General features: G+C 58.7%; 21 protein-coding genes and 1 pseudogene. 19 read left to right on the forward strand and 3 right to left on the reverse strand.

Annotation, left to right across the window (positions count from 1 at the left end; all coding sequences use genetic code 11):
• Positions 1-28 precede the first annotated feature (28 nt).
• The gene (cynR, locus tag HNO86_RS12280) at positions 29-910 is read left to right on the forward strand and encodes a transcriptional regulator CynR (protein WP_175377220.1); all 882 of its coding nucleotides are present in this window, start codon (positions 29-31) and stop codon (positions 908-910) included.
• Between the two features lie 150 nt (positions 911-1,060).
• Here the strand turns inward: cynR and HNO86_RS12285 are convergent, their stop codons facing one another.
• The 3 genes from HNO86_RS12285 to HNO86_RS12295 form a co-directional block, all read right to left on the reverse strand.
• A complete protein-coding gene (locus HNO86_RS12285; RefSeq protein WP_175377221.1) occupies positions 1,061-1,390 on the reverse strand; it encodes a hypothetical protein in 330 nt (109 codons plus the stop codon).
• Between the two features lie 497 nt (positions 1,391-1,887).
• Positions 1,888-2,406 (reverse strand): GNAT family N-acetyltransferase, encoded by a 519-nt coding sequence (locus HNO86_RS12290; RefSeq protein WP_175377222.1) that lies wholly within the window; start codon positions 2,404-2,406, stop codon positions 1,888-1,890.
• A 65-nt stretch (positions 2,407-2,471) separates the two neighbouring features.
• Positions 2,472-4,418, reverse strand: a complete 1,947-nt coding sequence (locus tag HNO86_RS12295) for a DNA topoisomerase III (protein WP_175377223.1) — start codon at positions 4,416-4,418, stop codon at positions 2,472-2,474.
• 258 nt (positions 4,419-4,676) lie between these two features.
• Here HNO86_RS12295 and HNO86_RS12300 point away from each other — a divergent pair, with 258 nt between their 5' ends.
• The 18 genes and pseudogenes from HNO86_RS12300 (at position 4,677) to HNO86_RS12385 (ending at position 26,488) form a co-directional block, all read left to right on the forward strand.
• Positions 4,677-5,045, forward strand: coding sequence for a DUF427 domain-containing protein (locus tag HNO86_RS12300; protein ID WP_175377224.1), 369 nt, complete (start codon positions 4,677-4,679; stop codon positions 5,043-5,045).
• A 753-nt stretch (positions 5,046-5,798) separates the two neighbouring features.
• Positions 5,799-7,358, forward strand: a complete 1,560-nt coding sequence (gene tssA, locus HNO86_RS12305; protein ID WP_175377225.1) for a type VI secretion system protein TssA — start codon at positions 5,799-5,801, stop codon at positions 7,356-7,358.
• A 32-nt stretch (positions 7,359-7,390) separates the two neighbouring features.
• Positions 7,391-7,894 carry a type VI secretion system contractile sheath small subunit gene (gene tssB, locus HNO86_RS12310; protein ID WP_175377226.1) on the forward strand — a complete coding sequence of 168 codons (504 nt, stop codon included), beginning with the start codon at positions 7,391-7,393 and terminating at the stop codon, positions 7,892-7,894.
• Between the two features lie 27 nt (positions 7,895-7,921).
• Entirely contained in the window at positions 7,922-9,397 is a 1,476-nt protein-coding gene (gene tssC, locus HNO86_RS12315) for a type VI secretion system contractile sheath large subunit (protein ID WP_175377227.1), read from the forward strand.
• A gap of 12 nt (positions 9,398-9,409) precedes the next feature.
• Entirely contained in the window at positions 9,410-9,838 is a 429-nt protein-coding gene (gene tssE, locus HNO86_RS12320) for a type VI secretion system baseplate subunit TssE (RefSeq protein ID WP_175377228.1), read from the forward strand.
• Positions 9,828-10,130: pseudogene (locus HNO86_RS12325) on the forward strand (PAAR domain-containing protein); the annotation flags it as partial. The gene tssE and the pseudogene HNO86_RS12325, both read left to right, overlap by 11 nt.
• Positions 10,131-10,178: 48 nt before the next feature.
• Entirely contained in the window at positions 10,179-11,966 is a 1,788-nt protein-coding gene (tssF, locus tag HNO86_RS12330; protein ID WP_175377229.1) for a type VI secretion system baseplate subunit TssF, read from the forward strand.
• Positions 11,930-12,937 carry a type VI secretion system baseplate subunit TssG gene (gene tssG, locus HNO86_RS12335; RefSeq protein WP_175377230.1) on the forward strand — a complete coding sequence of 336 codons (1,008 nt, stop codon included), beginning with the start codon at positions 11,930-11,932 and terminating at the stop codon, positions 12,935-12,937. Before tssF ends, tssG begins: the two co-directional genes overlap by 37 nt.
• Before the next feature lie 13 nt (positions 12,938-12,950).
• Positions 12,951-15,536, forward strand: coding sequence for a type VI secretion system ATPase TssH (gene tssH / locus HNO86_RS12340; RefSeq protein WP_175377231.1), 2,586 nt, complete (start codon positions 12,951-12,953; stop codon positions 15,534-15,536).
• Between the two features lie 10 nt (positions 15,537-15,546).
• On the forward strand, positions 15,547-17,064 hold the full coding sequence (locus tag HNO86_RS12345) for a sigma-54-dependent Fis family transcriptional regulator (RefSeq protein ID WP_175377232.1): 1,518 nt from the start codon (positions 15,547-15,549) through the stop codon (positions 17,062-17,064).
• A gap of 90 nt (positions 17,065-17,154) precedes the next feature.
• On the forward strand, positions 17,155-17,295 hold the full coding sequence (locus HNO86_RS12350) for a type VI secretion protein (RefSeq protein WP_175377233.1): 141 nt from the start codon (positions 17,155-17,157) through the stop codon (positions 17,293-17,295).
• A 17-nt stretch (positions 17,296-17,312) separates the two neighbouring features.
• Positions 17,313-18,509, forward strand: coding sequence for a type VI secretion system-associated FHA domain protein TagH (tagH, locus tag HNO86_RS12355; RefSeq protein ID WP_175377234.1), 1,197 nt, complete (start codon positions 17,313-17,315; stop codon positions 18,507-18,509).
• A gap of 5 nt (positions 18,510-18,514) precedes the next feature.
• Positions 18,515-19,012 (forward strand): type VI secretion system lipoprotein TssJ, encoded by a 498-nt coding sequence (gene tssJ, locus HNO86_RS12360; protein ID WP_175377235.1) that lies wholly within the window; start codon positions 18,515-18,517, stop codon positions 19,010-19,012.
• Complete coding sequence (gene tssK / locus HNO86_RS12365; protein ID WP_175377236.1) at positions 19,009-20,340, forward strand: type VI secretion system baseplate subunit TssK; 1,332 nt, start codon at positions 19,009-19,011, stop codon at positions 20,338-20,340. Before tssJ ends, tssK begins: the two co-directional genes overlap by 4 nt.
• A 5-nt stretch (positions 20,341-20,345) precedes the next feature.
• On the forward strand, positions 20,346-21,215 hold the full coding sequence (gene icmH, locus HNO86_RS12370; RefSeq protein WP_175377237.1) for a type IVB secretion system protein IcmH/DotU: 870 nt from the start codon (positions 20,346-20,348) through the stop codon (positions 21,213-21,215).
• A gap of 19 nt (positions 21,216-21,234) precedes the next feature.
• Positions 21,235-24,753, forward strand: coding sequence for a type VI secretion system membrane subunit TssM (gene tssM / locus HNO86_RS12375; protein WP_175377238.1), 3,519 nt, complete (start codon positions 21,235-21,237; stop codon positions 24,751-24,753).
• Entirely contained in the window at positions 24,753-25,481 is a 729-nt protein-coding gene (locus HNO86_RS12380; RefSeq protein ID WP_175377239.1) for a PP2C family serine/threonine-protein phosphatase, read from the forward strand. Before tssM ends, HNO86_RS12380 begins: the two co-directional genes overlap by 1 nt.
• Complete coding sequence (locus HNO86_RS12385; protein WP_175377240.1) at positions 25,478-26,488, forward strand: serine/threonine-protein kinase; 1,011 nt, start codon at positions 25,478-25,480, stop codon at positions 26,486-26,488. Before HNO86_RS12380 ends, HNO86_RS12385 begins: the two co-directional genes overlap by 4 nt.
• Positions 26,489-26,536: the final 48 nt, after the last annotated feature.

Genomic DNA, 26,536 nt, shown 5'->3' on the forward strand with positions numbered 1-26,536 from the left:
ATAAGTACTGCCTATAGATGGTGATCCTATGCTGCTGCGTCATTTGCGTTACCTGCTGGCTGTAGCCGACAACGGCGGTTTCACCCGGGCCGCCGAGGCTTTGCATGTGTCACAGCCGACCCTGTCGCAACAGATCCGGCAACTGGAAGAAACCCTTGGCGTCATCCTGTTCGACCGCACCTCGCGCACGGTCAAGCCCACCGACGCCGGCGAGGCCTACATCGAATGTGCGCGGCGGGTGCTGGTGGAGCTGGAGGCGGGGAAGCGGGCGCTGCATGACGTGAAGGACCTGTCTCGGGGCAGCCTGCGTCTGGCGATGACTCCGACCTTCATGGCGTATCTGGTGGGGCCGTTGGTGAGCCAGTACGTGGCGCGCTATCCGAACATCCATCTGGAGATTTTCGAGATGTCGATGGACGACATCGAAACCGGGCTGGCGGATGACTCGCTGGATATCGCCATTGCGTTCGATCAGGTGAGGAATGCCGAGATCGAATCGATCCCGGCTTTTACCGAAAATCTGGGGCTGATGGTGGGACGGGCGCATCCGCTGTATGAGAGCCGGGAGGCGCTGACGAGGGAGCAGGTAGCGCAACTGCAGTTCGCACTACTGACTGCGGATTTCGTGACGCGTACCAGTATCGACGAGTACTTCGCGCAAACCCGGATCACGCCGAAGGTGGCCATCGAGGTCAATTCCGTGAACACCTTGCTGGAGGTGATCAGCCATACCGCCATGGCGACCATCCTTCCAGAAGCCATTGCCTCGGGTGAGCGTACGTTGCGCAAGATTGCCCTGAAGGGCGACGTACCCAGCCGCGGCGCGGCGTTGCTACGACGCAAAAACAACTATCACAGCGCGGCGGCATTGGCCTTTGTTGAACTGGTACTGACAACGCACTCTCTGTAGGAACTGCCGCAGGCTGCGATCTTTTGATCTTGCATTTAAAAATCAAAAGATCGCAGCCTGCGGCAGCTCCTGCATGGGCGCAATAAAAAAGGGCCTGCTCTTATTGGGAGTAGGCCCTCTTTATTTATAAGTCGATAAAGACTTATTTAATTAGCAGAACCGGTCAATCACCCGAACTTCATTCTGACCCTGCATCGATCCCCAGGCCTGTTTCAGCGTTTGCAGAACATTGCCCATGAAGTCCTTGTCGGCGGCGGCTTTCTTGCCGACGTAGCCCTGGCCGCGACGGTACATCTTCAGGCGGGCCAGCAGATTCTGGTTGTTCTGGTCGAATTCCGCTTCATGGCTGTGGGGCGACAGGCAGTCGATGTGAACGTTGCCCGATTTGCAGATCCACAGAATATGGCTGTCGAGCGTGTCTTTCTTCGCCGCGAACATACGAGCCAGTTCTTCGATAGTCGGTTGATTGTTCAGATTCATGGTAGAGCCCCCTTGACCATTTGGTGATCTTTCAAAGTTGATTCGCTAAATACATGTAGCCCATCGGTTAGTTGATCCCTGGCACCGAAACCAGGACGTCGGCAGTCGTTCGCCGGTAGTGGCGAGTTCCTGCGTCTGTTGCATGTAGTCGTGTTGAATAACTGCTACGCGTTAGCGTCACAACGAAGAGAAGCAGCGATTACCTGTTGGCCCTGCCGACGTTTTCAGGGTCGGCCACAAGCATCATGAGGATGAATCGCCAGCGCTTCTCGTCCTTGTACTGGACGTTCAGGCCAGGTCAGCTTCTTCAATCTGCCTTGTGGGCAGCGTGCATCCGGAAAAAACAGCTCGGCGGTCAGACGAGCTTGCTCAAACGTGTTGCCTGTACTCCCGATCGGGGAGACGTCTGCATCATGCAAGGGCAAATCGAAGGCGTCAACGGTTTTGTAGTGATTATTTTTAGTCACTACATATTGTCGGACAAAGTCGATTTGGAATTAGAAAGATGGGGAGATCGCCGCAGGCCGTGGGCTTGCAAGGCGGTAGAGGGTGCATGGGTGGCCACCGATCATCAGCCGATGCGAAGTGAACTCACCGGCCGCAAGATCCGCAACAACCCTGGCCCAGAACGCTCTGGCACAAGGGTTTTCGTCGAGATGGAAAATCTGCCACTGACCGGGAACACGGCTCAAGAGGGCGGAAACGACAAACCTGGCGACGCCTTGGCCGCGAAAGCGTCGTGCTACGAACAGGTAGCCGATGTTGTGCTCGGCGCCGGGCACCTGGATGTTGTCATCCACGGTCACGAAACCAGCCAGTTCGCCATTGACGCGAATCAGAAACGGCCGGGTTGCGGGATTTCGCCAGTAGTCCGTCAGCGGCTGCAGGCTGAAAAAGCCGTGCTCACCCAACTCCAGCGGCAGCCACTCGCTGAAATCGTAGGTGTAGAACTGCATCAGGTTTTCGATGGTTTCCAGTTCGTCCCGGTGTGCGGCGTGTAGTGTTATCGAGAGCATGCTGGTGGGCTCCTGGCTGGCGCCTGTTCAGTATGGTCGATGCCATTTCATCCGCCGCCGCGCGTTCAAGCCTTCGCGGGTTTCGTGGTTCGTTTAGCGCCGGTCGAGGCCTTGCGTTTGCCCGGCTTGCGTTTGTTTTTCCAAGGTGTGGCCCCGCGTCCGGCAGGGCTGGCCGGGCCGCTGATGGTCATGTTCAGGCCGGCACAACGGGCGACCTGCTTGCTCATCCACGCCGCCTGCTTGGTGACGAATTCCTCGAGGCTCATTTCCCCGCTCTGCACCATATCAAGCGCCTGCTCCCAGATGGCCGTGGTGCCCGGATCGGCAATCGCCCGGGGTACGGCATCAATCAGGCTGAACGCGGCGGGAGTGGCAGACAGCGCCTTGCCGTTCTTGACCAGATAACTGCGGTCCAGCAGGCCCTGGATGATCGAGGCGCGAGTCGCTTCGGTGCCGATACCGGTGGTGTCCTTGAGTTTCTGTTTGAGCAGCGGATCTTCCACCAGTTTGGCGACGTTCTTCATCGCCTTGATCAGGTCGCCCTCGGTGAAGGGCTTCGGCGGCTGGGTCCAGAGGTCCTTGAGCTGCACGCTGTCCACCGCACAATCGATGCCTTCGCGCAGATTTGGCAACGTCTGCGGCGCCGGCGCTTCACGTCCCTTGGCCGGTGCCAGGGCTTCGGGCAGGGCGCGTTTCCACCCGGGCTCGACGATCTGCTTGCCCACCGCGCGCAAGGCCTGGCCTGCGCAGTCGAAGTCGGCCTGGGTGCGATCGTATTCGTGATTGGGCAGGAACTGCGCCAGATAACGTGCACGAATCAGCGTGTAGACCGCGCGGTGTTTGCCGCTCAAGCGCTCAAGATTCCTTGCCGCCGCAGTGGGGATGATGCCGTGGTGTGCGCTGACCTTGACATCGTTCCAGGCCCGTGAGCGGCGCTGTGGTTCGAGGTGATCGCGCAGGGCGTCAAGCGCCGGATCCGCCTGGCGCAGCGCCGCCAGAATCGCCGGAGCCTCGCTGTGCTGGCTCAACGGCAGGTAGCCGCAGTCGCTTCGCGGATAGGTGATGACCTTGTGGGTTTCATACAGCGCCTGGGCGATGTCGAGGGTTTCCTGGGCGCCCAGTCCGAGCTTCTTCGAGCAGACTTCCTGAAGAGTGCCCAGATCGAACGGCAGTGGCGCCACTTCGCGCATACGCTCCGTGCGCAGTTTGATCACCCGGGCACTGGCTGTGCCCATCATCGCCGCGGCGGCCTGTTGCGCCAGCCCCTGATTCAGGCAGCGATCCTGATCGTCACAGACATCGGAAGGGGCACGCCATTGCGCGGTGAACGCGGTACCGTCATGCAGCAGTTGCACATCGATGGCCCAGTAGGGCACCGGGACGAAGTCGGCGATGCTGCGATCGCGATCCACCACCAGGCGCAAGGTCGGGGTTTGCACCCGGCCGACCGGCAACACGCCCTGGTAGCCGGACTGTCGCCCGAGCAGCGTGAACAGCCGGCTCATGTTCATGCCGATCAACCAATCGGCGCGGCTGCGGCCCAGGGCCGAATGGTAAAGGCTGAAGGTCTCGGCTCCCGGCTTGAGTGCGGCCAGGGCCTTGCGAATCGAGGCATCGTCCAGTGCCGACAGCCACAGGCGGCGGATCGGTCCGCGATAGCGACAGTGTTCCACCAGTTCCCGGGCGATCATCTCGCCTTCGCGGTCGGCGTCGGTGGCGATGATCAGTTCGGACGCCTCGCCCAGCAGGCGCTTGACCGCCTTGTACTGGCTGGCGGTGCGTGGTTTGACGGTCATTTTCCATTTGTCCGGAATGATCGGCAGGTCAGCCAGCACCCAGCGCTTGTAGCGCGCGTCATAGGCGTCCGGCGGCGCGGTTTCCAGCAGGTGGCCAATGCACCAGGTCACCGTGACGTCCGTTCCCAGCCAGCAGCCATCACCACGACGCCTGGCACCGAGCACGGCGGCAATGTCTTTGGCCTGGGAAGGTTTTTCACAGAGGTACAGCCGCATAACCACCATCGTCGATCAGGATTCGCAGAGGTGCACAGAATGGCGATAGATGAGCATTGGAGCAACCATTATCTGTATGGATGTACAGTCAATGCGTTGCACTTGTTTGCACGCCCCGTTCGGCTGTGAGGTCGTCGCGCCGGTCAAAGTTGGGTTATACCTGATACATCGTGGTCTCGGGTTTTGGGGCCGCTGTCCCGTCCATCAAGGCCCGGCAGCGCTCCCGCAGGTCAATCACCGTCATGAGGAACGAATTTCATGAAAAGCACCGGTCCCAGTCCTGTCATCACCATCGCCGAGCAACCCGGCTGTCTGCTGGTGAAGTTCCACGGTATCCAGGTGGCCGCGTCCTCGCGCGCGCTGGTGCTGCTGGAGGCCAACTACCCGCCGGTGTATTACGTGCCGCGCGAAGACATCGACGAGAAGTACTACGCCCGCACCGATCACACCAGCTACTGCCCGTACAAGGGCGATGCCAGCTATTTCAGCCTGCAAGTCCCGGGGCATGAGGGGGCCAATGCAGTGTGGAGTTACGAGAACCCGAAAGTGTCGGTATCGCAGATTCGTGAATACCTGGCGTTTTATCCGGATCAGGTGAAGTTTGAGGTGGTCGAGCTCGAAGAGTGAGAAGCAGCAATTCCCGTGGGAGTGAGCTGGTTCGCTACCACGGGTCGTTGTGTTGGCGGTGCGAGAGCGGTCATTTTTGTGATGAAGGGGCACCGCAAAGGGCAATCCAGAGCCTTTACTCATTTTGCAATATCTTATGCTTTCTATATCAGAATTTTAGAGAGTAAGGTTTTGGCATGAGCTCGCCTCGTTAGAAGAGAGAAGTCTTTTACACTGTTTGCTGTTTTGAGTATTGGTTTCGTTGTTGCGCAACTTTTTGCGCATGATGATTGTGGGGTAGCATTGGTGTCTTCTTATTGGTGTAGATAACGGTTTCATTTTTGTAGGAAATTTCTTAGTTGTTTTTAGGAATATTCTTCTGTATTTCTTTTTCTGTCATTAGGGTAGCCTTCGCAGACGACGTTTCTTCTGAATAAAAAATATTTTTTGGAGGCTCGTGAGGTGTCTGGAGACAGACCTCCTTCCGGTAAGGAGCCAAGGTGCCGCCGGATCAGCTCTGATTCGCGGGTTTCAGATTGCTATTGAAGTGTATGTATTAGGTGAATGTCTTCGCACCGCAAATACGTGAGTATCTCTCGCGCGGTATGCATTCGCTTCATGTAGTTGATCGCATAGTTTTTGGGTTCGCCTCTGATAAAGGCTCTGCTCTCTGGTCAGTAAGACTTGGCTCAATTGCACATCGGCGTTGAAGTTGTTGTCTTTCATCCCGGCTAGTTAAAGGCCGTGGAATAACCCTTTGAATAAAGGTCTCGGATGTCCTACTCAAACAAGCTTTCCGCCCAGTATCTCGAACTCGCGAAAACCTCTATTTCCAAAGAGAGTTTCGCGGGCGAGGACGTTCGTTTTTCGAGTGAATATGAGGCATTGGAAAGCGAGTTGGGCAAGGCTCGGTCCATGCATGAAAGCGGCCAGATCGACTGGCTGAAAATCCGCGAGCACAGTGAAAGTCTGCTGCGCACTCAATCCAAGGATTTGCGCGTGGGGGCCTGGCTGACATGGGCCCTGTACCAGCGTGAATCCTTCCAGGGGCTACTGGCCGGTCTCGGGCTGCTGCACCATCTGTGCGAGCATCACTGGTCTGACGTACATCCGATCAAAACCCGTACCCGGGGCGCAGCCATCAGTTGGCTGGTGCCGCGTCTTGAGCAGGCGCTGACCGAGAACGTTGCGATTAAAGAACAATTGCCGATGTTCCGGCGTCTGGTTGAACACCTTGAGGGTCTCGACGCCACTTGTACCGCGCAACTGGGTGATGACGCACCACTGCTGTTACCGGTATCCCGTCGTCTGAAAAGCATGGTGCAGCGCGCCGCCGACAATCAACCTGAACCCGGGGTGGTCGGTGCTGCCGTGGCACAGGTCAAGCAGGCCGCCAGTCAACTGTTCACCCCTGGCGCGCCGATCGATAACGAAAAGGAAGCCCACAAAGCGTTGCGCGCGCAGCAGGAAAGCGCACGACCTTTGTGTGCCTGGTGGCTCAAGCAGAAAGCCACCGACCTGCGCGCCTTGCGCCTCAATCGTACGCTGCTGTGGTTACCCATCGACGCTGTCCCCGAACGCAATGCCGAACACATCACCGCCCTGCGCGGGTTGCCGGCGGACAAACTCAAGTCCTATCAGGAACGTTATGACCAGGGCGCCTATGCCGACCTGCTGGTGGAACTGGAGGCGAGCCTTGGGAAATCGCCGTTCTGGTTCGATGGCCAGCGGATGGCCTGGGAGTGTCTGCAAGGCTTGAATGCGGAACTGGCCATGCGTGAGGTGGAGATTCAGTTCGCGCTTTTCATTCAGCGCCTGCCGGGCATCATCGAGTTGCGCTTCCACGACGGTGTACCGTTCGCCGATGCCGCCACCCGCGCCTGGATCAGCGCTAGCGTCCTGCCTCACCTGCAACGCGCCATTGCACCACGCAAGGCCGAGGCTGCCGAAACCCAGCCTCCCTGGGAACTGGCCCTGGATGAAGTATTGCCGATCCTGCGCAAGGACGGACTCAAGGCCGCTGTACAGATCCTCAAACAAGGCATGCAAAAAAACGCTCAAAGCGGACGCGCCCGGTTCTTCTGGCAGTTCGCTCTCGCACGGCTGTGCTTCATGGCCAAGAAGTACGAGTTGGCCAGGATCCAACTCGAAACGCTGGACCGGTCACTGCAGGACTCGGGCCTCAACACCTGGGAGCCGGATCTTGCGCTGCAAGTGCTGCATTTGCTGCATGGCTGTTGCGAACTGCTGCCCCAGAACCATGCAGTGCGTGAATGCAAGGAAGAGATTCACCGCAGGCTGTGCCACCTCGACCTTGAAGTGGTACTCGAATAGGCCTCAGGGCCACAACCGCAAGGAGAAAACCCATGGCCAAAGAAGGCTCGGTCGCCCCCAAGGAACGCATCAATGTCACCTTCAAACCCGCCACTGGCGGGGCCCAGGAAGAGATTGAACTGCCGCTGAAACTGTTGGCAATCGGTGACTACACGCACCGCAAGGACGAGCGCAAGGTCGAGGATCGCAAGCCGATCAGTATCGACAACATGACCTTCGACGAAGTGCTGGCCAAGCAGGAACTGCAACTGACACTCAGCGTGCCGAACCGTCTCCAGGAAGAAAGCGACACCGAAGAGCTGGCCGTGAAACTGCGCGTCATCTCGATGAAGGACTTCAATCCGGCCAACCTGGTCGATCAGGTGCCCGAGCTGAAAAAACTGATGGAACTGCGCGATGCGCTGGTGGCCCTCAAAGGCCCGCTGGGCAATGCACCGGCGTTCCGCAAAGCCATCGAAGGCGTGCTCGCCGACGACGAATCCCGCGATCGCGTGCTGGGTGAGCTGGGCTTGAATGCCGCAGCCCCCGACGCCTGAGTTCCATCAGCCAAGGAAGCCAACACCATGAGCAACAGTGCAGCACCGCAGAAAAGTGCCGGGAACGGCGAGTACAGCATCCTCGACAGCATCATCGCTGAAACCCGCCTGACGCCTGACGATGATGCCTATGACATCGCCAAGCGTGGCGTCTCGGCCTTCATTGAGGAACTACTCAAACCGCAAAACAACGGTGAGCCGGTCAAGAAGGCCATGGTTGACCGCATGATCGCCGAGATCGATACCAAGCTCAGTCGGCAGATGGACGAAATCCTTCATCATCCCGATTTCCAGTCGCTGGAGTCGTCGTGGCGTGGCCTGAAGTTGCTGGTTGACCGCACCAACTTCCGCGAAAACATCAAGATCGAAATTCTCAACGTCTCCAAGGACGACCTCCTGGACGATTTCGAAGACTCTCCGGAAGTGATGCAGTCTGGCCTGTACAAGCACGTCTACACCGCTGAATACGGCCAGTTCGGCGGCCAGCCTGTAGGCGCGATCATCGCCAACTACTTCATGTCCCCGAGCTCGCCGGATGTGAAACTGATGCAATACGTCTCCAGCGTGGCCTGCATGTCCCATGCGCCGTTCATCGCGGCTGCCGGCCCCAAATTCTTCGGCCTGGAAAGCTTCACCGGCCTGCCTGATCTCAAGGACCTGAAGGATCACTTCGAAGGTCCGCAGTTCGCCAAATGGCAGAGCTTCCGCCAGTCGGAAGACTCCCGCTACATGGGTCTGACCGTGCCACGTTTCCTGCTGCGCAACCCGTACGACCCGGAAGATAATCCGGTCAAGTCGTTCGCCTACAAGGAAACCGTCGCCAACAGCCACGAGCACTATCTCTGGGGCAACACCGCCTATGCGTTCGGCACCAAGCTCACTGACAGCTTTGCCAAGTTCCGCTGGTGCCCGAACATCATCGGTCCGCAGAGCGGAGGCGCGGTGGATGATCTGCCGCTGCACCATTTCGAAAGCATGGGCGAAATCGAGACCAAGATTCCGACTGAAGTGCTGGTGTCCGACCGTCGTGAATACGAAATGGCAGATGAGGGTTTCATCTCCCTGACCATGCGCAAAGGCTCCGACAACGCAGCATTCTTTTCCGCGAGTTCGGTGCAGAAACCAAAGCTCTTCGGCAACAGTGCAGAAGGCAAGGTGGCTGAACTGAACTACAAGCTCGGCACACAACTGCCGTACATGATGATCGTCAACCGCCTGGCGCATTACCTGAAAGTGCTGCAGCGCGAGCAGCTCGGCTCTTGGAAAGAGCGCACCGACCTTGAGTTGCAACTCAACAAGTGGATCCGTCAGTACGTCGCCGACCAGGAAAACCCGAGTGCCGAAGTTCGTGGTCGTCGTCCGCTGCGTGCCGCCCAAATCATCGTGAGCGATGTGGAAGGCGAGCCGGGCTGGTACCGCGTGAGCCTGAACGTGCGGCCGCACTTCAAATACATGGGGGCTGATTTCACCCTGTCGCTGATCGGCAAGCTGGACAAAGAGTAAGCGGAGCCACTCATGAACGGATACGGCAGCTTTTTCGAACGCCTGGGTGGTGACGCGGATGAACGTGTCGGCTGGAGCCGTGAAGTCTCCGCCACGGCGTCCGTGGCTGCCCATCTGGCCAAAATGCTCAGCACCCGCGCGGGCAGTGTGCAAACGCTGTCCGACTACGGGCTTCCCGATCTCAATGACATGCGTCTGAGTCTGCACGACGCTCTGAGTCAGGCCCGTCTGGCCATTGAAAGTTTCATCGAAGCCTACGAGCCGCGCCTGAGCAATGTGCGCGTCATTTCCTTGCCGCGAGAACACGATCAGCTCCGACTGTCCTTCAGCATCGAAGGCCTGCTGGAGGTTGATGGCTTCAAGCGTCAGGTCAGTTTCTCCGCGTGCCTGGATGGCAGCGGTCAAGTCAAGGTCAATCAAGGAGACATGTATGTCTGGTAAACCCGCTGCCCGCGTTACCGACCCCACCGCTTGCGCGATTTCCGGCCACGCAAACAACCCGATCGCCACTGGTTCCCCCGACGTGTTTTTCGATGGTCTCCCGGCTGCCCGTCAAGGCGATGCGTCGGAGTGCGGAGGAACGTTGGTGGGAGGGCTGGCGACGACGGTTTTGATCAACGGCAAGCCAGCGGCCACTGTGGGATCGGTCGGTAGCCATGGCAATGAAGTCATCGCAGGCTCCGGGACCATCATTATTGGCAATTCGCATACGCCTGCGCCGTTTGTGCCACCCAAGTAGGAACCCACTGTTTTTCGAGCCCTATCACCAGGCAGGTACGCCATGTCCTTTAACCACTATTACCAAAGCGAACTCACCGCACTTCGCCAGCTAGGTCGCCGATTCGCCGAGCGTAGCCCAGCGTTGGCTCCATTCCTGGGGCAGGCTGGGCGGGATCCGGACGTAGAGCGGTTGCTCGAAGGCTTCGCGTTCCTTACTGGACGACTACGTCAGAAACTGGATGACGAGTTGCCAGAACTCAGCCATTCGCTGATGCAACTCCTGTGGCCCAACTACATGCGGCCGCTGCCCGCGTTCAGCATCCTGCAGTTCGACCCGCTCGAGCACGCAGGCCCGCCAATGAGGGTAGGGCGCAATACACCGGTTGAGAGCATGCCGGTCGATGACGTGCGTTGTCGTTTCCGCACCTGCTACCCCACGGAGGTTCAGGCCCTGGAACTGGCGGCGCTGACGTACTCGGTGAAGGGAGACGGTTCGCTGTTGAGCCTGCGCCTGGCGATGAGTGCCGAAGGGCAATTTGGTGAGTTGGATCTGAGTCGTCTGCGACTGCATTTCGCCGGTGAGCGTTACATCAGCCAGATGCTCTATCTGTGCCTGCTGCGTAACCTGGACGGCATCGAACTGATTCCCCTGGATGCTGCCGGCGATCCCGTCAACGTTGTGGGTGGCCGGCCCCTGACATTCAAGTTGCCGAGCGACCGGGTACGGCCCGTGGGGTTCGCCGAAGAAGAAGCACTGATTCCCTACCCACTCAATACCTTCCGCGGCTATCGCTACCTGCAGGAGTATTTTGCTTTCCAGGACAAATTCCTGTTCGTCGACGTCGATGGCCTGAGTGTGCTCAAAAACCTGCCGCAAGATGCCCTCGAACAAATGAAAGGCCTGGAGTTGCGTTTCGATATCCGCGAGAGCGGCATCCTGCGTATGCGCCCGACGCTGGAAAACGTGAAGCTGCATTGCACGCCGATCGTCAATCTGTTCCAGCACGACGCCTTGCCAATCCGCCTTGACGGCAAGCAGGACGAATACCTGCTGTTACCCGCCGAATTCGACCTGGAACACTGCGGCGTGTTTGCCATCGAAAAAGTCGTCGGCTGGATACCCGGTGGCCTGGGTTACCAGGAATACGTGCCGTTCGAATCCTTCGAGCACGACCCCAGTTTCGACGTGCCAGACAGCAGCCCCCACTACAGCATCCGCCAGCGCTCTTCCTCGCTGCACGATGGCCTGGACACCTACTTGAGCTTTGGCATTCGCCACAAGGAAGCTCATGAAACCCTGTCGATCGAACTCACCTGCACCAACCAGAATCTGCCGCGAAAGCTCAAGCTGGGCCAGATCTGCATGGCCTGTGAGGGCACACCTGAGTTCCTGAGCTTCCGCAACATCACTCCAGCCACCTCAAGCTATGCGCCGCCGCTGACCCAGGACTTCCTGTGGAAGCTGATCAGCAACATGTCGCTCAACTATCTGTCCCTGGCCGATGTGAATGCGCTGAAGGTGATTCTCGAAACCTACGACTTGCCGCGCTACTTCGACCAACAGGCGGAGCGTGTCAGCAAGCGTTTGCTGGGCGGGCTCAAATCCATCAGGCATCAGCATGTTGATCGACTGCACCGAGGCTTGCCGGTGCGGGGCTTGCGTTCCGAATTAACCATCGATCCGGAAGGCTATATCGGTGAAGGCGATCTGTTCGTTTTCGCATCCGTTCTCAACGAATTTTTTGCGCTTTATGCCAGCCTCAATTCGTTTCACGAACTGCGGGTCAACAGCACACAGGGAGAGGTGTACCAATGGACACCACGTATGGGCCTTCAGCCGCTGCTCTAAGCGGATTGACCCGAGGCATACGCGAATACTCGGTCTATCAGGCCGTGCTACTGGTAGTTGAGCGTCTGCGCGAGGCTCACCCGCACCTGAGCCACGATGATTTGTACGACCATCTGGAGTTTCAGGCCAACCCCAGCCTGGGGTTTCCAGGCAGTGATGTGGACCGCGTCGAGTTTTTCCACGAATACGGACAGATGCGCGCGCGCATGCGTTTCAACCTTATGGGTCTTGTGGGGGCCAGCTCACCGCTACCGGCGTTCTATGGCGAGCAGGCCTTGGGCGACAGCGAAGATGGCAATCCGACCCGACAGTTTCTGGACCTGTTCCACCATCGCTTGCAGCGGTTGATGTTGCCGATCTGGAAGAAATACCGTTACCGCGCCAGCTTCCAGAGTGGTGCGCTTGATCCGTTCTCCAAACAGCTTTTCGCGCTGATCGGCCTGGGCGGCGAGGAGATTCGTCGTGCTGGGGAGCTGAACTGGAAGCGCCTGCTGCCTTACCTCGGCTTGCTCAGCCTGCGCGCGCATTCGGCGGCACTTAACGAAGCGGTGCTGCGTTACTACTTCAAGCATGCCGCGCTGACCATTGAACAGTGCATCGAACGCCGCGTGGCAATTGTCCACGCGCAACGCAACCGTCTGGGGCGTGTCAACACAGCTCTCGGCGCGGATGTGGTGCTGGGCGAAAGCGTGCGCGATAGCAGTGGCAAGTTCCGGATCCACATCCGCGAACTGGACTGGCAACACTTTCACGAATTCCTCCCGATCGGCTTTGGCTACCAGTCGTTGTGCGCGCTGGTGCGGTTCACCCTGCGTGACCCGCTGGACTACGACATTCGCCTGGTGTTGCGCCAGGAAGAAATACGCGAGCTGTTCATCGGCGAGCAGAACGTTTGTCATCTGGGATGGACCAGTTGGCTGGGGCGCGAGAGCGCAGACGGTGTCGTCACCCTGGGCAGCAAAACTCACTAAGGATGTGAAAGTCATGAGCAATGTGGATCTGCAGCAGCTGATCAAGGCGCTGGACGCCGAAACCCGCCGCGACCTCGAGCGCTCCGCTGAACGCTGCGTGGCTCGTGGCGGTTACAAGGTTCTTGTCGAGGACATGCTGCTTGGCCTGCTGGAACGCCCGCAAGGCTTGCTCAGCCAGGCTTTGCAGGATGCGCAAGTGGACGCCGGCGAGTTGAGCGCCACGTTGCAATCGCAGGTCGAACACAGCGCTTCGCGCAATCCGGTGTTCTCGGCGGAACTGGTGCAATGGCTACAGGATGCCTTGCTGGCAGCAAGCCTCGAATTGGGCCGGACCGATATCGGACAGGCCGCGCTGATCCTCGCACTGCTGCGCAACCCGTTTCGATACGTGGGCAGTCGCTACCTGCCTTTGCTGGCGAAACTCAACCTGGAGCGCCTCAAGGCGATCGCCCTGTCCCAACAGGAAAAACCGGCCAGCCATCCAGTCGTACCGGGTGAATCCCTTTTGCAGCGCTTCACTCACAACCTCACCCGACAAGCCCGCGACGGCAAACTGGACCCGGTGCTGTGCCGCGACGGCGCGATCCGGCAAATGGTCGACATTCTCGCCCGACGTCGCAAGAACAATCCGATTGTGGTGGGGGAGGCAGGCGTCGGTAAAACCGCCGTCGTCGAAGGCCTCGCTTCGCGTATTGCCACTGGTGAAGTGCCGCCAGTGCTCAAAGGCGTCGAACTGCTATCGCTGGACATGGGCCTGTTGCAGGCGGGGGCCAGCATCAAGGGTGAGTTCGAGCGCCGTCTCAAAGGCTTGATCGACGAAGTCAAAGTCTCGCCCAAGCCGATTATTCTGTTCATCGATGAGGCCCATACCGTGATCGGTGCGGGCGGCAACGAGGGTGCTACTGACGCCGCCAATCTGCTCAAGCCCGCCCTGGCCCGTGGCGAATTGCGCACCATCGCCGCCACCACGTGGGCGGAATACAAAAAATACTTCGAAAAAGACCCGGCCCTGGCGCGCCGCTTCCAGCCGGTGCAGTTGCACGAACCGACCGTTAACGAAGCCGTGACCATCCTGCGTGGTCTGGCCAAGGTCTATGAGAAGAGCCACGGAATCTACCTGCGGGATGACGCGGTGGTTGCTGCCGCCGAGTTGTCGGCGCGTTACCTGTCCGGACGTCAGTTGCCGGACAAGGCAGTGGATGTACTGGACACGGCTTGCGCCCGGGTGCGCATCAGCCTTGCTGCCGCGCCGCAAAGCCTGGAGCGCTTGCGCGGTGAACTGATCGAAGGTGGCCGTCAGCGCCAGGCCCTGCGTCGTGATGCGCACGCCGGTCTATCGATAGACCGCGAAGCGCTGGATGCGCTCGAAGCCCGTCTGGATGAAGCTGAAAAAGAAAGCATCGCGCTGCAACTGCTGTGGTCTGAACAGAAAGAGTTGGCCGAGCGTTTGCTGGACCTGCGTCAACAGTTGGCCAAGGCTCGAGAAATGGCCGCCAAGCCTGGTGCACAAAGTGTCGAAACCCTCGAAACCGCGCTCAACGAAACCTACCGCCGCCTGACCGACCTGCAAGCCAATGACCGACTGGTGAGCTTTGAGGTCTGCCCGCGCCTGGTGGCTGAAGTGATCAGCACCTGGACCGGCGTACCTTTGGCTCAGTTAGCCCGTGAACACAATGCCAGGGTCGCAAACTTCGCCGCAGATCTGAGGTTGCGCATTCGTGGTCAGGAACAGGCCGTGCATGCTCTGGACCGTTCGATGCGCGCTGCTGCTGTCGGTCTGAACAAATCTGATGCCCCGGCCGGTGTATTCCTGCTGGTTGGTCCGAGTGGAGTCGGCAAGACCGAAACAGCTTTGACCCTTGCCGAACTGTTGTACGGTGGCGACCGTTTCATCACCACCATCAATATGTCCGAGTTCCAGGAAAAACACACGGTGTCGCGCCTGATCGGTGCGCCGCCGGGTTACGTCGGTTACGGCGAGGGCGGCATGCTCACCGAGGCCGTGCGCCAGAAACCGTATTCCGTGCTACTGCTCGATGAGATAGAGAAAGCTGATCCGGACGTGCTCAATCTGTTCTACCAGATCTTCGACAAGGGTGTTGCGAACGACGGCGAAGGACGCGAGATAGATTTTCGCAACACACTGATCCTGATGACTTCCAACCTGGGCAGCGATCGCATCATTGAACTGTGCGAGAACGATGCCAAACCGACCGCCGAGGCGCTCGAAGAAGCCATCAGACCGATACTCGTCAATCACTTCAAACCGGCGCTGCTGGCGCGTATGCGCGTAGTGCCTTACTACCCTGTGGGCGCTCCGGTACTGCGCGAGTTGATCGAAATCAAGCTGGCTCGATTGGGCGAGCGCCTGCGCTATCGACAACTGGATTTCACCTACTGCCAGAGCCTTGTCGATCACTTGGCTGAACGCTGCACCCAGAGCGATAGCGGTGCACGTCTGATCGACCACTTGCTTGACGTTCATGTATTGCCACTGGTTGCAGACCGTTTACTCGATGCGATGGCCACAGGCGAGAACCTGAAACAAGTCCACGCAACGATCCTTGGCAACGCCAGCGTCACCTGCGAGTTCGCCTGAGATGGGTGCGATGTTCACTTCAATCGCACAGCCGCTGGAGTACGCCGAAGCGCTGCTCGAGCAGTTCGCCAGTCTGTCGCGAGCTACAGACGGAGCTGCACTGCTCGGTCATTTCCTGCAGGGTCTGTCGCAGCTCAATGGCTGTGAACTGGCGCAGCTGTATTTACTGGACGCCACCCACACCTGTCTAGGTCTGGCCGCCGAGACTCTCAATGGCAACCTGCAGCCAAGTGAAGTGACCAGTGTTCCGACGGACTACAGCGGTGAACAACTGCTGCAATTCGTGCTCTGCCAGAACCGCGTGGTGAGCCTCGGTGCATTGGGGACCAGCCAACACGAAACGGGATTTCTTCCGAGCCAGGACAAACCCTGGGAGTCTTTGCTGTGTGTACCGCTGCTGAACGGTAACAGGCAAGTCAAGGGGTTGATCGTGTGCGCGACCCATCGGCACATCGATCTGCACGGCTTTGCCGAATCCATCGGCAAACTCGCCTCCTTTGTGTACGGGCAGTTTTTACTGCTTCAACAGCTACGGCAGCCAAAGGAGGATGCCTCCACAGTACCGGTAGCAGTCCCGAATGCCAGAGGGTATGGCTTGATTGGCCACAGCGCGGCCATGCGCGAAGTCTATTCGCTGATCAGTAAAGTCCTGCACAGCCCCTACACCGTCCTGCTGCACGGCGAGACAGGTACCGGCAAGGAACTGGTCGCCCGGGCCATCCACGAGTTCGGCCCCCGTCGCGCCGGTGCGTTCGTCGTGCAGAACTGCGCAGCACTTCCCGAGAATCTGCTCGAAAGTGAATTGTTCGGTTACCGCAAGGGCGCGTTCACCGGTGCCGACCGTGACCGCGCCGGATTGTTCGATGCGGCCAACGGCGGGACCTTGTTGCTCGATGAAGTGGGTGATATGCCACTGCCTTTGCAAGCCAAGCTTCTACGGGTGTTGCAGGAAGGCGAGATTCGCCCGCTGGGCTCCAACGACACCCATAAAATAGACGTGCGCATTGTCGCCGCCACCCATAGGGACCTGGCAAAGCTGGTCAAGCTGGGGAAGTTCCGTGAAGACCTTTACTACCGCCTCGCACAATTTCCCATCGAACTGCCTGCGCTACGCGAGCGCGAGGGCGACATTCTCGACCTTGCCCGGCACTTCGCCCACAAGGCCTGTGCGTTCTTGCAGCGCGGGAGGGTGAGTTGGTCCGGCGACGCGTTGAATCATCTGGCCTGTTACGCATTCCCCGGTAACGTTCGCGAGCTCAAAGGCCTGGTCGAGCGCGCAGTGCTGCTGTGTGAAGGCAGCGAACTGCTGGTCGAACATTTCTCGAAGCGTGTGAACGTTTTGCCCGAAAACGGCAGCCTGAATCTGCGCGAACGGCTCGAACAGTTCGAGCGCAGTTTGCTCCTCGACTGTCTGCGCAAATATGACGGTAACCAGACGACCGCTGCCCAGGAACTGGGCCTGCCGCGCCGTACGTTCCTGTACCGGCTCAGGCGCCTGAACATCAATCTGGCCAATGTAGATGGGTAGGCCGCCGATGTCAGATCTCACTCCATCCCTTTTTACCGGCGCTACCCGCAAGGGCGGTTGCTTTGTGCTGTCCCTGCGGAGACTCCCTGAATGCTCGTTCGTCACTGGCAAGCCGTCCTGCTGATCCTCGTCGTTTCATGCGGCATGGGCGGATGCAGCGGCAACTACAAATTCAACGACTCTGCCTATCGACCCTTGGGCGATCCGCAGGCGGTAAATCGCGGCAAGTGACCGCAAGGAGAATGACCATGGAACTGGTTTTCGAAATACTCAATACCAAGCACTTCATCTCTGCCGGACGGTGTCAGAAGATCTTCAAGCAGTCCGGCGGTGTGATTGGGCGAGGTAAGGACTGCGACTGGGTCATTCCAGACAACGAACGGCACGTGTCCAATCACCATGCTTCAGTCAGTTACCGTGACGGTTCGTTTTTTCTGACCGATACCAGCAGCAACGGAATCAAGGATCGCGTCAGCGGCGCGCGTCTGGACAAAGGCGTTCCGGTACGCGTCGAACACGGCAGCACATATGTGCTGGGCGACGTCGAAATTCGTGCGTGCCTGGTTCGCGCCCCGGACCTGTTCAATGTCGAGGTGGGGCTCCCGCAGGCCGCCGGCAGCGTCATCCCTGACGATGCGTTTCTTGATCTCGACCCGCTGAACGCGCTGGACTGTCAAGAACGCGTGTGCTCGGAAATCGAAGAGGTGATCTCGCCTCGCGCGACCATCGAAGAAACCCGTCAACGCGCGGACTATGCGCGTATCGACATGGAGAGCCTGACCGTACCGCAGTTGGTGCCTGCTGCGCCGGCGCCTGAATCCGCACCACCGTTGCAGACAGTCGAACGCCAGTCCGATGGTTTCTGGGAAAAGTTCGGCGCCGCCTTGGGTGTAAACCTCGCTGAGCTCGATCATGACGCCAGGGAGGCGCTGGCGGTCAAGGCGGCGCACCTGCTCCAGCAAAGCATTGTGGGGGTGCAGCAGAGTCTGCGTACACGTTGTGAACTGAAAAACGAATTGCGTTTGGCCCAGACCACGGTGCAAGGGTTGCAGAAGAACCCGTTGAAGTTCGCCGTCGATGCTTCTGAGGCACTGGGCATTCTGTTGCAGCCAGACAAGCCGGGCCTGTTGTCTGCCGAACAGTCTGTCTGCCGTGCATTTCTTGATCTCCAAGCGCATCAGGTGGCCTTGCTCAGCGCCAGCCGCGCCGCGGTTCGCGCCACATTGGAGCACTTTTCGCCGCAGCAACTGACCCTGCGTTTCGAGCGCGATAACAGACCGTTGCTCGCAACCTCGGCAAGTCGCTGGAGAGCGTTCGGACGCTATCACCAGGCGCTGCGTCAGGACGATGAGTGGAGCGAACGTCTTCTGTCCCGGGATTTCGCCCAGGCCTACGAAGAACAGATCCGCCTGATCTCGACCCTGCATAACGATCACCGAGGATGATGCGCATGTCACTCCGTTCATTTCCCTTCTTCAGCCTGCTGGCAGTCCTTGTATTGATCGCCGGCTGCTCGACTTTCTCGCCGTATTCCAGGGTCACCAAGCTGAACCTGAAGCTTACGGCCAGCGATCAACTCAACCCGGACCTCAATGGCCGACCGTCACCGATTGTCGTGCGGCTGTATGAGTTGAAACACCCCGTGGCCTTCGAGAACGCGGATTTCTTCAGCCTGTACGAACGCGCCAGGGAGTCCCTGGCACCGGATATGGTCGCCAGCGAAGAGCTGGAGTTGCGCCCTGGCGAGACCGTCGAGCTCAAGCTTAGTGTGGAGGAGGGCAGTCGTTATGTCGGCGTCCTCGCCGCTTATCGCGACCTGATGGATACCCAATGGCGCTACACGCTGCAAGTTACCCCGTTGCAGTCAACGGACAGTGACTTGACCCTGGATCAGACTGGCATTCGCAACACCCGCTCGGTGCTGGTGAACGCAGGAGGCAGACCATGAATTCCCACAAGGTTGTATGGCAGGAAGGCATGTTGCTGCGCCCACAGCATTTGCAGCACAACGATCGTTACTACGATCACCAGTTGAAGACCCGCACCCAGTTGCTGGGCAGCTACACATGGGGTTTTCTCAATCTGGAGCTCGACTTGCAGTTTCTCAACATGAGCAAGGTGGTGGTGAGCCAGGCTTGCGGAGTGCTGCCCGATGGCAGCCTGTTCGAGCTGGGGGATAACGCCGAGCCACTGACGCTGGACGTGCCACCCAATACGGGTAAAACGTCGGTGTATCTGGTGTTGCCGCTGGTGACGGGCAACCACATCGAGTCCCGCCGCCCGGAGCAGTTGGACGTCCTGGCGCGTTACACCGTGTATGAAGCGCAAGTGGCCGACTCTAATGCGGGGGATGATTCCGCAAGTCAGATCATGTGTGCTCGTCCGGATTTCAAACTGTTGCTGGGAGAGCAACAGACCGATCAGGCCTACGTGAAGATGAAAGTCTGCGAGGTGCTCAACACCACACCGGACGGTGTGATCAGCCTTGATCCGGATTTTGTGCCGACGTACATCAGGGCGCATGCGTCCAAGTATCTCCTGTCGTGCCTGAAGGAAGTCATCAGCATGCTCGGTCACCGGGGCGACACCATCGCCGAGCGAATTCGCTCCAATGGCAAGGTGGGGGGCGCCGAGATCGGCGACTTCATGATGCTGCAACTGATCAATCGTACCGAGTTGCTGTTGCGTCACTATCTGGGCCTTGAGCAACTGCATCCGGAGAAGCTGTACCGCACGCTGCTGAGCCTGCTCGGTGATCTTTCGACATTTTCAAGCGAAAGCAAAAGGCCGTGTCTGGACAGCCGTTATCAACACAGCGACCAGGGCGTGAGCTTTCGCAAGCTGATGCAGGCGATCCGCCAAATTCTGTCCATGGTGCTGGAACAGCACGCTATCGAATTGGCCCTGCAAACCCGGCAGTACGGCATCATCGTTTCGCCGTTGCAGGACCACAAGCTGCTGGGGTCGGCGTCTTTCGTGCTGGCAGCCAGCGCCAACTGCGACAGCGAAGAGTTGCGCCAGCGTTTGCCGTCGCACCTCAAGGTCGGCCCGGTCGAACACATCCGCCAGTTGGTCAACCTGCATCTGCCAGGCATCAAGGTCAAACCGTTACCGGTGGCTCCGCGGCAGATCGCATTCCACTCCAACAAAACCTATTTCATTCTCGAACTCAGTGCAGAAGACCGGGCGCAACTTGAGCGTTCCGGGGGCTTCGCCTTCCATGTGTCCGGTGAATTTACCGAGCTTGAACTGAACTTCTGGGCTATCAGGGACTGACCGACATGACCAAGGAAACGGAACAACATCAGGACGATAAAACCATCTTGCTTGACCGCAAGGGAAAGGGCCTGGCGCCGTCCCCGCTGACGGATTCCGTGGCTGCGCCGCGTTTCGAGCATTTGTCAGAACGCATGATCTACTCCGCGCGTTCAACCCCCGCTGAAGCATTCAACACAGGCCTCAACTCGTTGGTTGGCGCGGCTTGCGATTTGTTATCGGAGGTGGTGCGACTCAAGCACAGAACCGCTTGCGAGGACCTCCATGGGCTCAACACGCAGCTGACCAACGACTTGAAATCGTTCGAGGCGCGCGCTTTGCAGAACGGCGTCGAAACCGGCCAGGTCATGGCTGCCCGTTACGTGCTGTGTTCGGTAATGGATGAGGCTGTAGTGACAACGATCTGGGGCAACGAAAGCAAATGGTCGCAAATGAGCCTGCTCAGCAAGTTCCACAATGAAACCTTTGGCGGTGAAAAGTTCTTTCAATTATTGACTCGCTTGTCCAGGAACCCGGTCAAGCACCTGCCGATGCTTGAGTTGATGTACGTGTGCCTGTCGCTGGGGTTTGAAGGGAAGTACCGCGTGCAAAACCGGGGCATGCTCGAACTGGAAGGCATCCGCGATGACTTGTACCGCCAGATTCGCCAGCTGCGCGCAGACATACCGCGCGAACTGTCGCCCCAGTGGGAGGGGCTCAATCATCAGCGCCGTAGTCTGGTGCGCATCGTGCCGGCGTGGATGGTCGTGTTGTTTACCTGTGTGTGTCTGGTGGTGATGTATTCGGGTTTCGCCTGGGTGCTGGGTGAACAGCGCGACGCCGTTCTACAGCCTTATCAAGCCATTGATCCGGCACCCGCCAAACCGCAGTCGTGACCGTAGACAGGGACGAATTATGAAAAAGGTTTTCAAGAGCGTTGGCTCCTTCCTGCGCAAAACATGGGTCTGGGCCCTGTTGCTGGTACTGTTCGCTGCGTTGCTGGTCTGGATTGTCGGGCCGTTGCTGGCCGTGAGTGACAAGAAGTTCTGGGAAAGCTCCTCCTCGCGCCTTTTCACCATCAGTGTGATGTTTCTGATCTGGGGCTTGTGCATGGTGTACGTCAGCTGGCGTGCCGGTGTGCTTAAAAAGGCCAACGAGGAAAGCGAGGGTGGAAAGGATCGTGTTCTTCGCGAGAAGTACATCGACGAAGAACAGAAGGCGCTCAGGTCACGTTTCAAAGATGCCTTGAAAACCCTCAAGTCCTCGAGTCTGTATCGGGGCCGTAGCGAGCGCTGGCGCGATGATTTGCCGTGGTACCTGCTGATTGGTCCCCATGCCAGTGGCAAGACCAGCCTGCTGGATTTTTCGGGGATTGAATTTCCGATCAACAAGATTGACCGCAAACTGACGCGCGACACTCGCGGGACACGTTATTGCGATTGGTATTTCGCTGATCACGGCGTACTGATCGACACTGCCGGTCGCTACCTGAACCAACCCGATGCTCAAGTCGATGTCAGTGCATGGAGTACATTGCTCGATCTGTTGCGCCAGCGTAGCCGCAATCGACCGTTGAATGGCGTGCTGGTGACTATCTCGGTAGAAAACCTGCTGAGCGCCAACGAACAGGAGTTGGACGCTCTATCCAGCCAGGTGCGTGCGCGTTTGCAGGAGGTACACCAGAAACTGCACGTCGACGTACCGGTTTACCTTGTGTTGAGCAAGGCCGACCACCTGCCTGGTTTCGACGAGTTCTTCGATCAGATGAGTCGAGAAGAATGCGATCAGGTCCTGGGTACCACCTTCCGCAAGGACCAGTGCGGTAGCGATGCTGCCGTAGTGCGCGCCGAATTCGAAGCGCTGCTGCATCGCTTGAACTGCCAGGTGATCACACGGATGCATCAGGAGCGCAATGCCCGGCACCGTGGCCGGATTCTCGATTTCCCCCATCAACTGGCAAAGCTCGGTGAGCGACTTTGCCTCTTTGTCGACATGGCATTCACTGGCAACCGCTATCAACGTGCAACCCGGTTGCGTGGATTCTATTTCACCAGCGCGCTGCACCTGGTTGAACAGTTGAATGAAAACGCCGGGGACACCGGTTCCAGCCTGGAGGTGGCTGCCGGTGTGCTGCCCACGCTGCGTAGTGGCCGCTCGCGGTTCATACACCATCTGTTCAGTCGGGTGATCTTTCCTGAGGCCGATCTTGCGGGACTGGACAAGCGTGAGCGCAGCCGAATTCATTGGGGACAACGTGCACTGTATCTCGGCGCAGTCACTGCACTGGTGTTGTTCGGCATCCTGTGGGCTGGCGGATTTTCCGCCAACCACGCGCGTCTGGAAACGTTGCGCGATCTGGCGCAAAACCGGACACAAGAAAGCTCTGCCTTACTCGCAGGCGATGACTTCATAACGGTGCTCAAGAGCCTGGACAATCGTTACAAGGCCACTCAGGTATTCCCGAGTAAAAGCGAAGTGAGCTATCACGAACGCGTGGGCCTGTATCAAGGTGAATACGTCAATCCGGCAATCAAGTCTGCTTACGATCGCGAGCTTGAAGAAAGGCTTTTGCCGCAGGTGGCGATGCTGCTCGAGGGGCAGATCCGCGCGAGCATGAAGGACCGCGAGCGTCTGCTTAACAGCTTGCGTGCTTACTTGATGCTGAACATGAAAGACCGCCGCGACTCGCCATGGCTCAAGGACTGGGTCTCAACCGCGTGGTCACAGCGCTACCCCGGCAATACCCAGGTACAGAACGGTTTGAACAGCCACTTCGAGCGCCTGCTGGAACAGCCATTCAACTATCCAGTGAATGATCAGTTGGTCTCTCAGGCGCGTCAGGTTTTGCGCAGCGAGTCTTTGGTCAACGTGGTCTACCGGATGCTGCGCGAGCAGGCTCGCAGCTTGCCTGATTACCGTTTGAGCCAGCATCTTGGGCCGCAAGGGGCGCAGTATGTCGGCACTGACCATGTGATTCCCGGGTTCTACACCCAGCAAGGTTATCGGCAATATTTCTCGGTGCAAGGTTCCATGCTGGTCACCGATATCCTGAATGACAACTGGGTACTGGGTGAAGGCACGGGTATCAGCAGCATGGACTTGCGCCGACTTCTTGTAGATCTGGAGCAACGCTACTTCCGTGACTACTCCAACTATTGGAGCGAAGCGCTTGGCCGTGTCGCACTGTCCCCCGCAAATGACTTTGGTGAAGTCGCCGAGCAACTGGCGAGCCTGACGTCGGCCAGTTCTCCGCTCCTGCGGTTGCTGGTGGAAGTCCGGGAGAACACCCGCTTTCCCGTTATCCCCGATGAAGCTGCGGACACTGTCGGTAAGCTGGCAGAGAAGGACGCAAAACCGGGCAAGCTTGCGACCTCGGCGTCAGGCAAGGTGTCGGACGCGCTGGCGAAAAATCTTCCGGACACGGCCAGAAAATCTCTGCAGCGTCGTTTTGAACCGCTGCACCAGTTGCTGGGTGACGAAAACGGCCCGTCGGCTGATTTGACTCCGGCCATGAATGCACTCAACGATCTGCAACTGCAGATGGCCAGTCTTGCTCGTGCAAGCGTTCCGGAGCAGGCCGCTTTCGATATGGCCAGGACTCGCATGGGCGGCCAGCGCGATGCGCTGAGCAACTTGCGCAATGCCTCCGCACGTTTGCCGCGACCGGTCAGTGCTTGGCTCAGTGTGTTGGGGGATGACACCTGGCGCCTGGTGCTGGGAGACGCCTACGCTCACCTTAACCAGCGCTATCAAGCCGAGCTGTTCGGCTTCTACCTCAAGGCGATCAACAAGCGGTATCCGTTCGATGCACACAGCCCCAGCGACGTGTCGCTCGGTGATTTCCGCGAGTTCTTCAAGGCCCAGGGCATCGCCGATCGCTTTTTCGACGGCTATCTACGGCCATTTGTCAGCGGCGACCCGGGCAGCTATCGCATGCGCACGGTCGATGGTCACAGCCTCCCGATCTCCAGAACCTACCTGGACCAGATGGCCGCGGTGCAGGTGATCCGCCAGAGTTTCTTCAGCGACAACCCGGCGGAGCCACAGGTGCAGTTCAAGCTGGAACCCTACACCCTTGATCCTTCGGTGAGCCGTTCGGAGTTCAAGTTTGGTGGTACGACCATGGAGTATCGGCATGGCCCAATCGTCCCAGTGGCATTCAAATGGCCCACCGACGCTGAAGATGGTCGCACCAGCCTGGTCCTCGACAAAATGGTCGGTCGCCCGATTGGGATCGAGAAAAACACCGGGCCCTGGTCGCTGTTCCGCCTGTTCGATCTGATGCAGACCGAATATCTGACCGGTCGTGACGTGCTGGTGCTCAAGGCGGACCTGGGCGGTCTGCGCGCCAACTACCTGCTGACCAGCCAACGCACTCCAAACCCCTTCGATATGGGCATGCTGCGCACCTTCCGCATGCCGGTGCAGCTCTGATGCGAGTAGCGGTCCCCTGGCGCAGTGCGGCGCGCACCGATATCGGCAAGATCCGGTCGCGCAACGAGGACGCTTTTCTCGACTGCCCCCAGCAAGGAATGTGGGTGGTCGCGGACGGAATGGGTGGTCATCAGGGGGGCGACGTCGCCAGCCAGTTGATCGTCGCCAGCCTGGCGGATTTGCCCCTGCTGGATGACTTTGACGAGCGATTGAAGAGTGTTCGTCAATGCCTGCACTGGCTCAACCGTCGTCTGGGTCAGGAGCTGACGGTCATTGCCGGACGCCATGACGGCATCATGGGCAGCACCGTGGTGCTGTTGCTCGTGGAAGGCAATCGCGGGGCATGCATCTGGGCGGGCGACAGCCGTTGCTACTTGTGGCGAGGACAGCGCTTGTATCAGCTGTCCAGGGACCATTCGCTGCAACAGCATTTGATTGACGAACAACGAATGAGTATCGCCGAGGCCAAGGCGCACCCGGACGCTCATGCACTGACCCGCGCGATTGGCGCTGCGGCGCAACTGACACTCGACGTGTTGGAGTTCGAGGTTCATCCCGGTGACGCGTTTCTGCTGTGCAGCGACGGCCTGTACCAGAATGTGAGCCGCGCGGCCCTTGGCAGCGCCTTGAGCCTGACGGCACCGCATCTTGCGCTGCAATGTCTGTTCGACAGCGCCCTGAGGGGGTCGGCACGGGACAACCTGACTGCCGTGATGGTTCGCCAATGACCGAACTCACTCCATCTCCCGACATCCTGTCACAGAGCGAAGAGCAGGACCGCAATCCGACTTACTTCGCCTTCGCCAAGGCGCATCTGACGCCACCTGCGCCGTCATCATCCCGGGCCAGCGTCGGGCAAATGCCCGACGTGCTTGCAGGTCGTTACCGCATCGAACGCCTGTTGGGTGCCGGTGGCATGGGCCTGGTTTTCCGTGCGCGTGACTTGCTGATCGAACAGTTCGGCGAACCCGCCCCCTGCATCGCACTTAAAGTCCTCAGCGAAGAATTTGCCGAATGGCCCGACGCGAGCACCTTGCTGTACAGCGAGTTCGCCATGACTCGGCATTTGCGTCATGACAACGTGCTGCGTTTTCACACGTTCGAGGTGGATACCGATTGCCAGAGGGCCTTCATCACCATGGAGCTGATGCGAGGACTGACTCTGGATAAGTTTTTATGCGAGCGGCCGCTGGGTATCCCATGGGCTGATTTGCGCACCATCGCGTTGCCGCTGCTCGACGCACTGGCTCACGCGCATGCACGGGGGATCCTGCACGGCGACATCAAACCAAGTAACGTGATGATCAGCGAAGAGGGCGTACGTTTGTTCGACTTCGGTCTGGGTCAGGTGCAGGAGGACGTACTGCCCGGCTTGCCGAAGCTGAGTCGCGAGCGCTTCGTTGCGTGGACTCCCGGCTATGCCGCTCCGGAATTGCTGGAAGGCAAGGCGATGACGGCGGGCACTGACCTATACGCAGTGGCTTGCGTGCTCTACGAGCTGGCAGGCGGCAAACATCCTTTCCGCCGCTTGCCCGCAACGCAGGCACGTGATGAGCGCCTGGACCTCAAACTGTGTCGACCCGGACACTTGCCTGAACATTGCTGGCCGGCGTTGCGTACCGCACTGGCATTTGATGCGAACCTAAGAAATATCAACGTCCAGCAACTGCGCGACGCTTTTGGCGCAACCTCATCCTGGCTGCGACGGCGCATCCTGACGCTCGTTCAAGCCTGAACATTTGAAAAAGCCTGCATGCCATAAGCATGCAGGCTCTCTCATTCC

This window comes from Pseudomonas sp. C1C7 (assembly GCF_013359595.1).
Lineage (GTDB): Bacteria > Pseudomonadota > Gammaproteobacteria > Pseudomonadales > Pseudomonadaceae > Aquipseudomonas.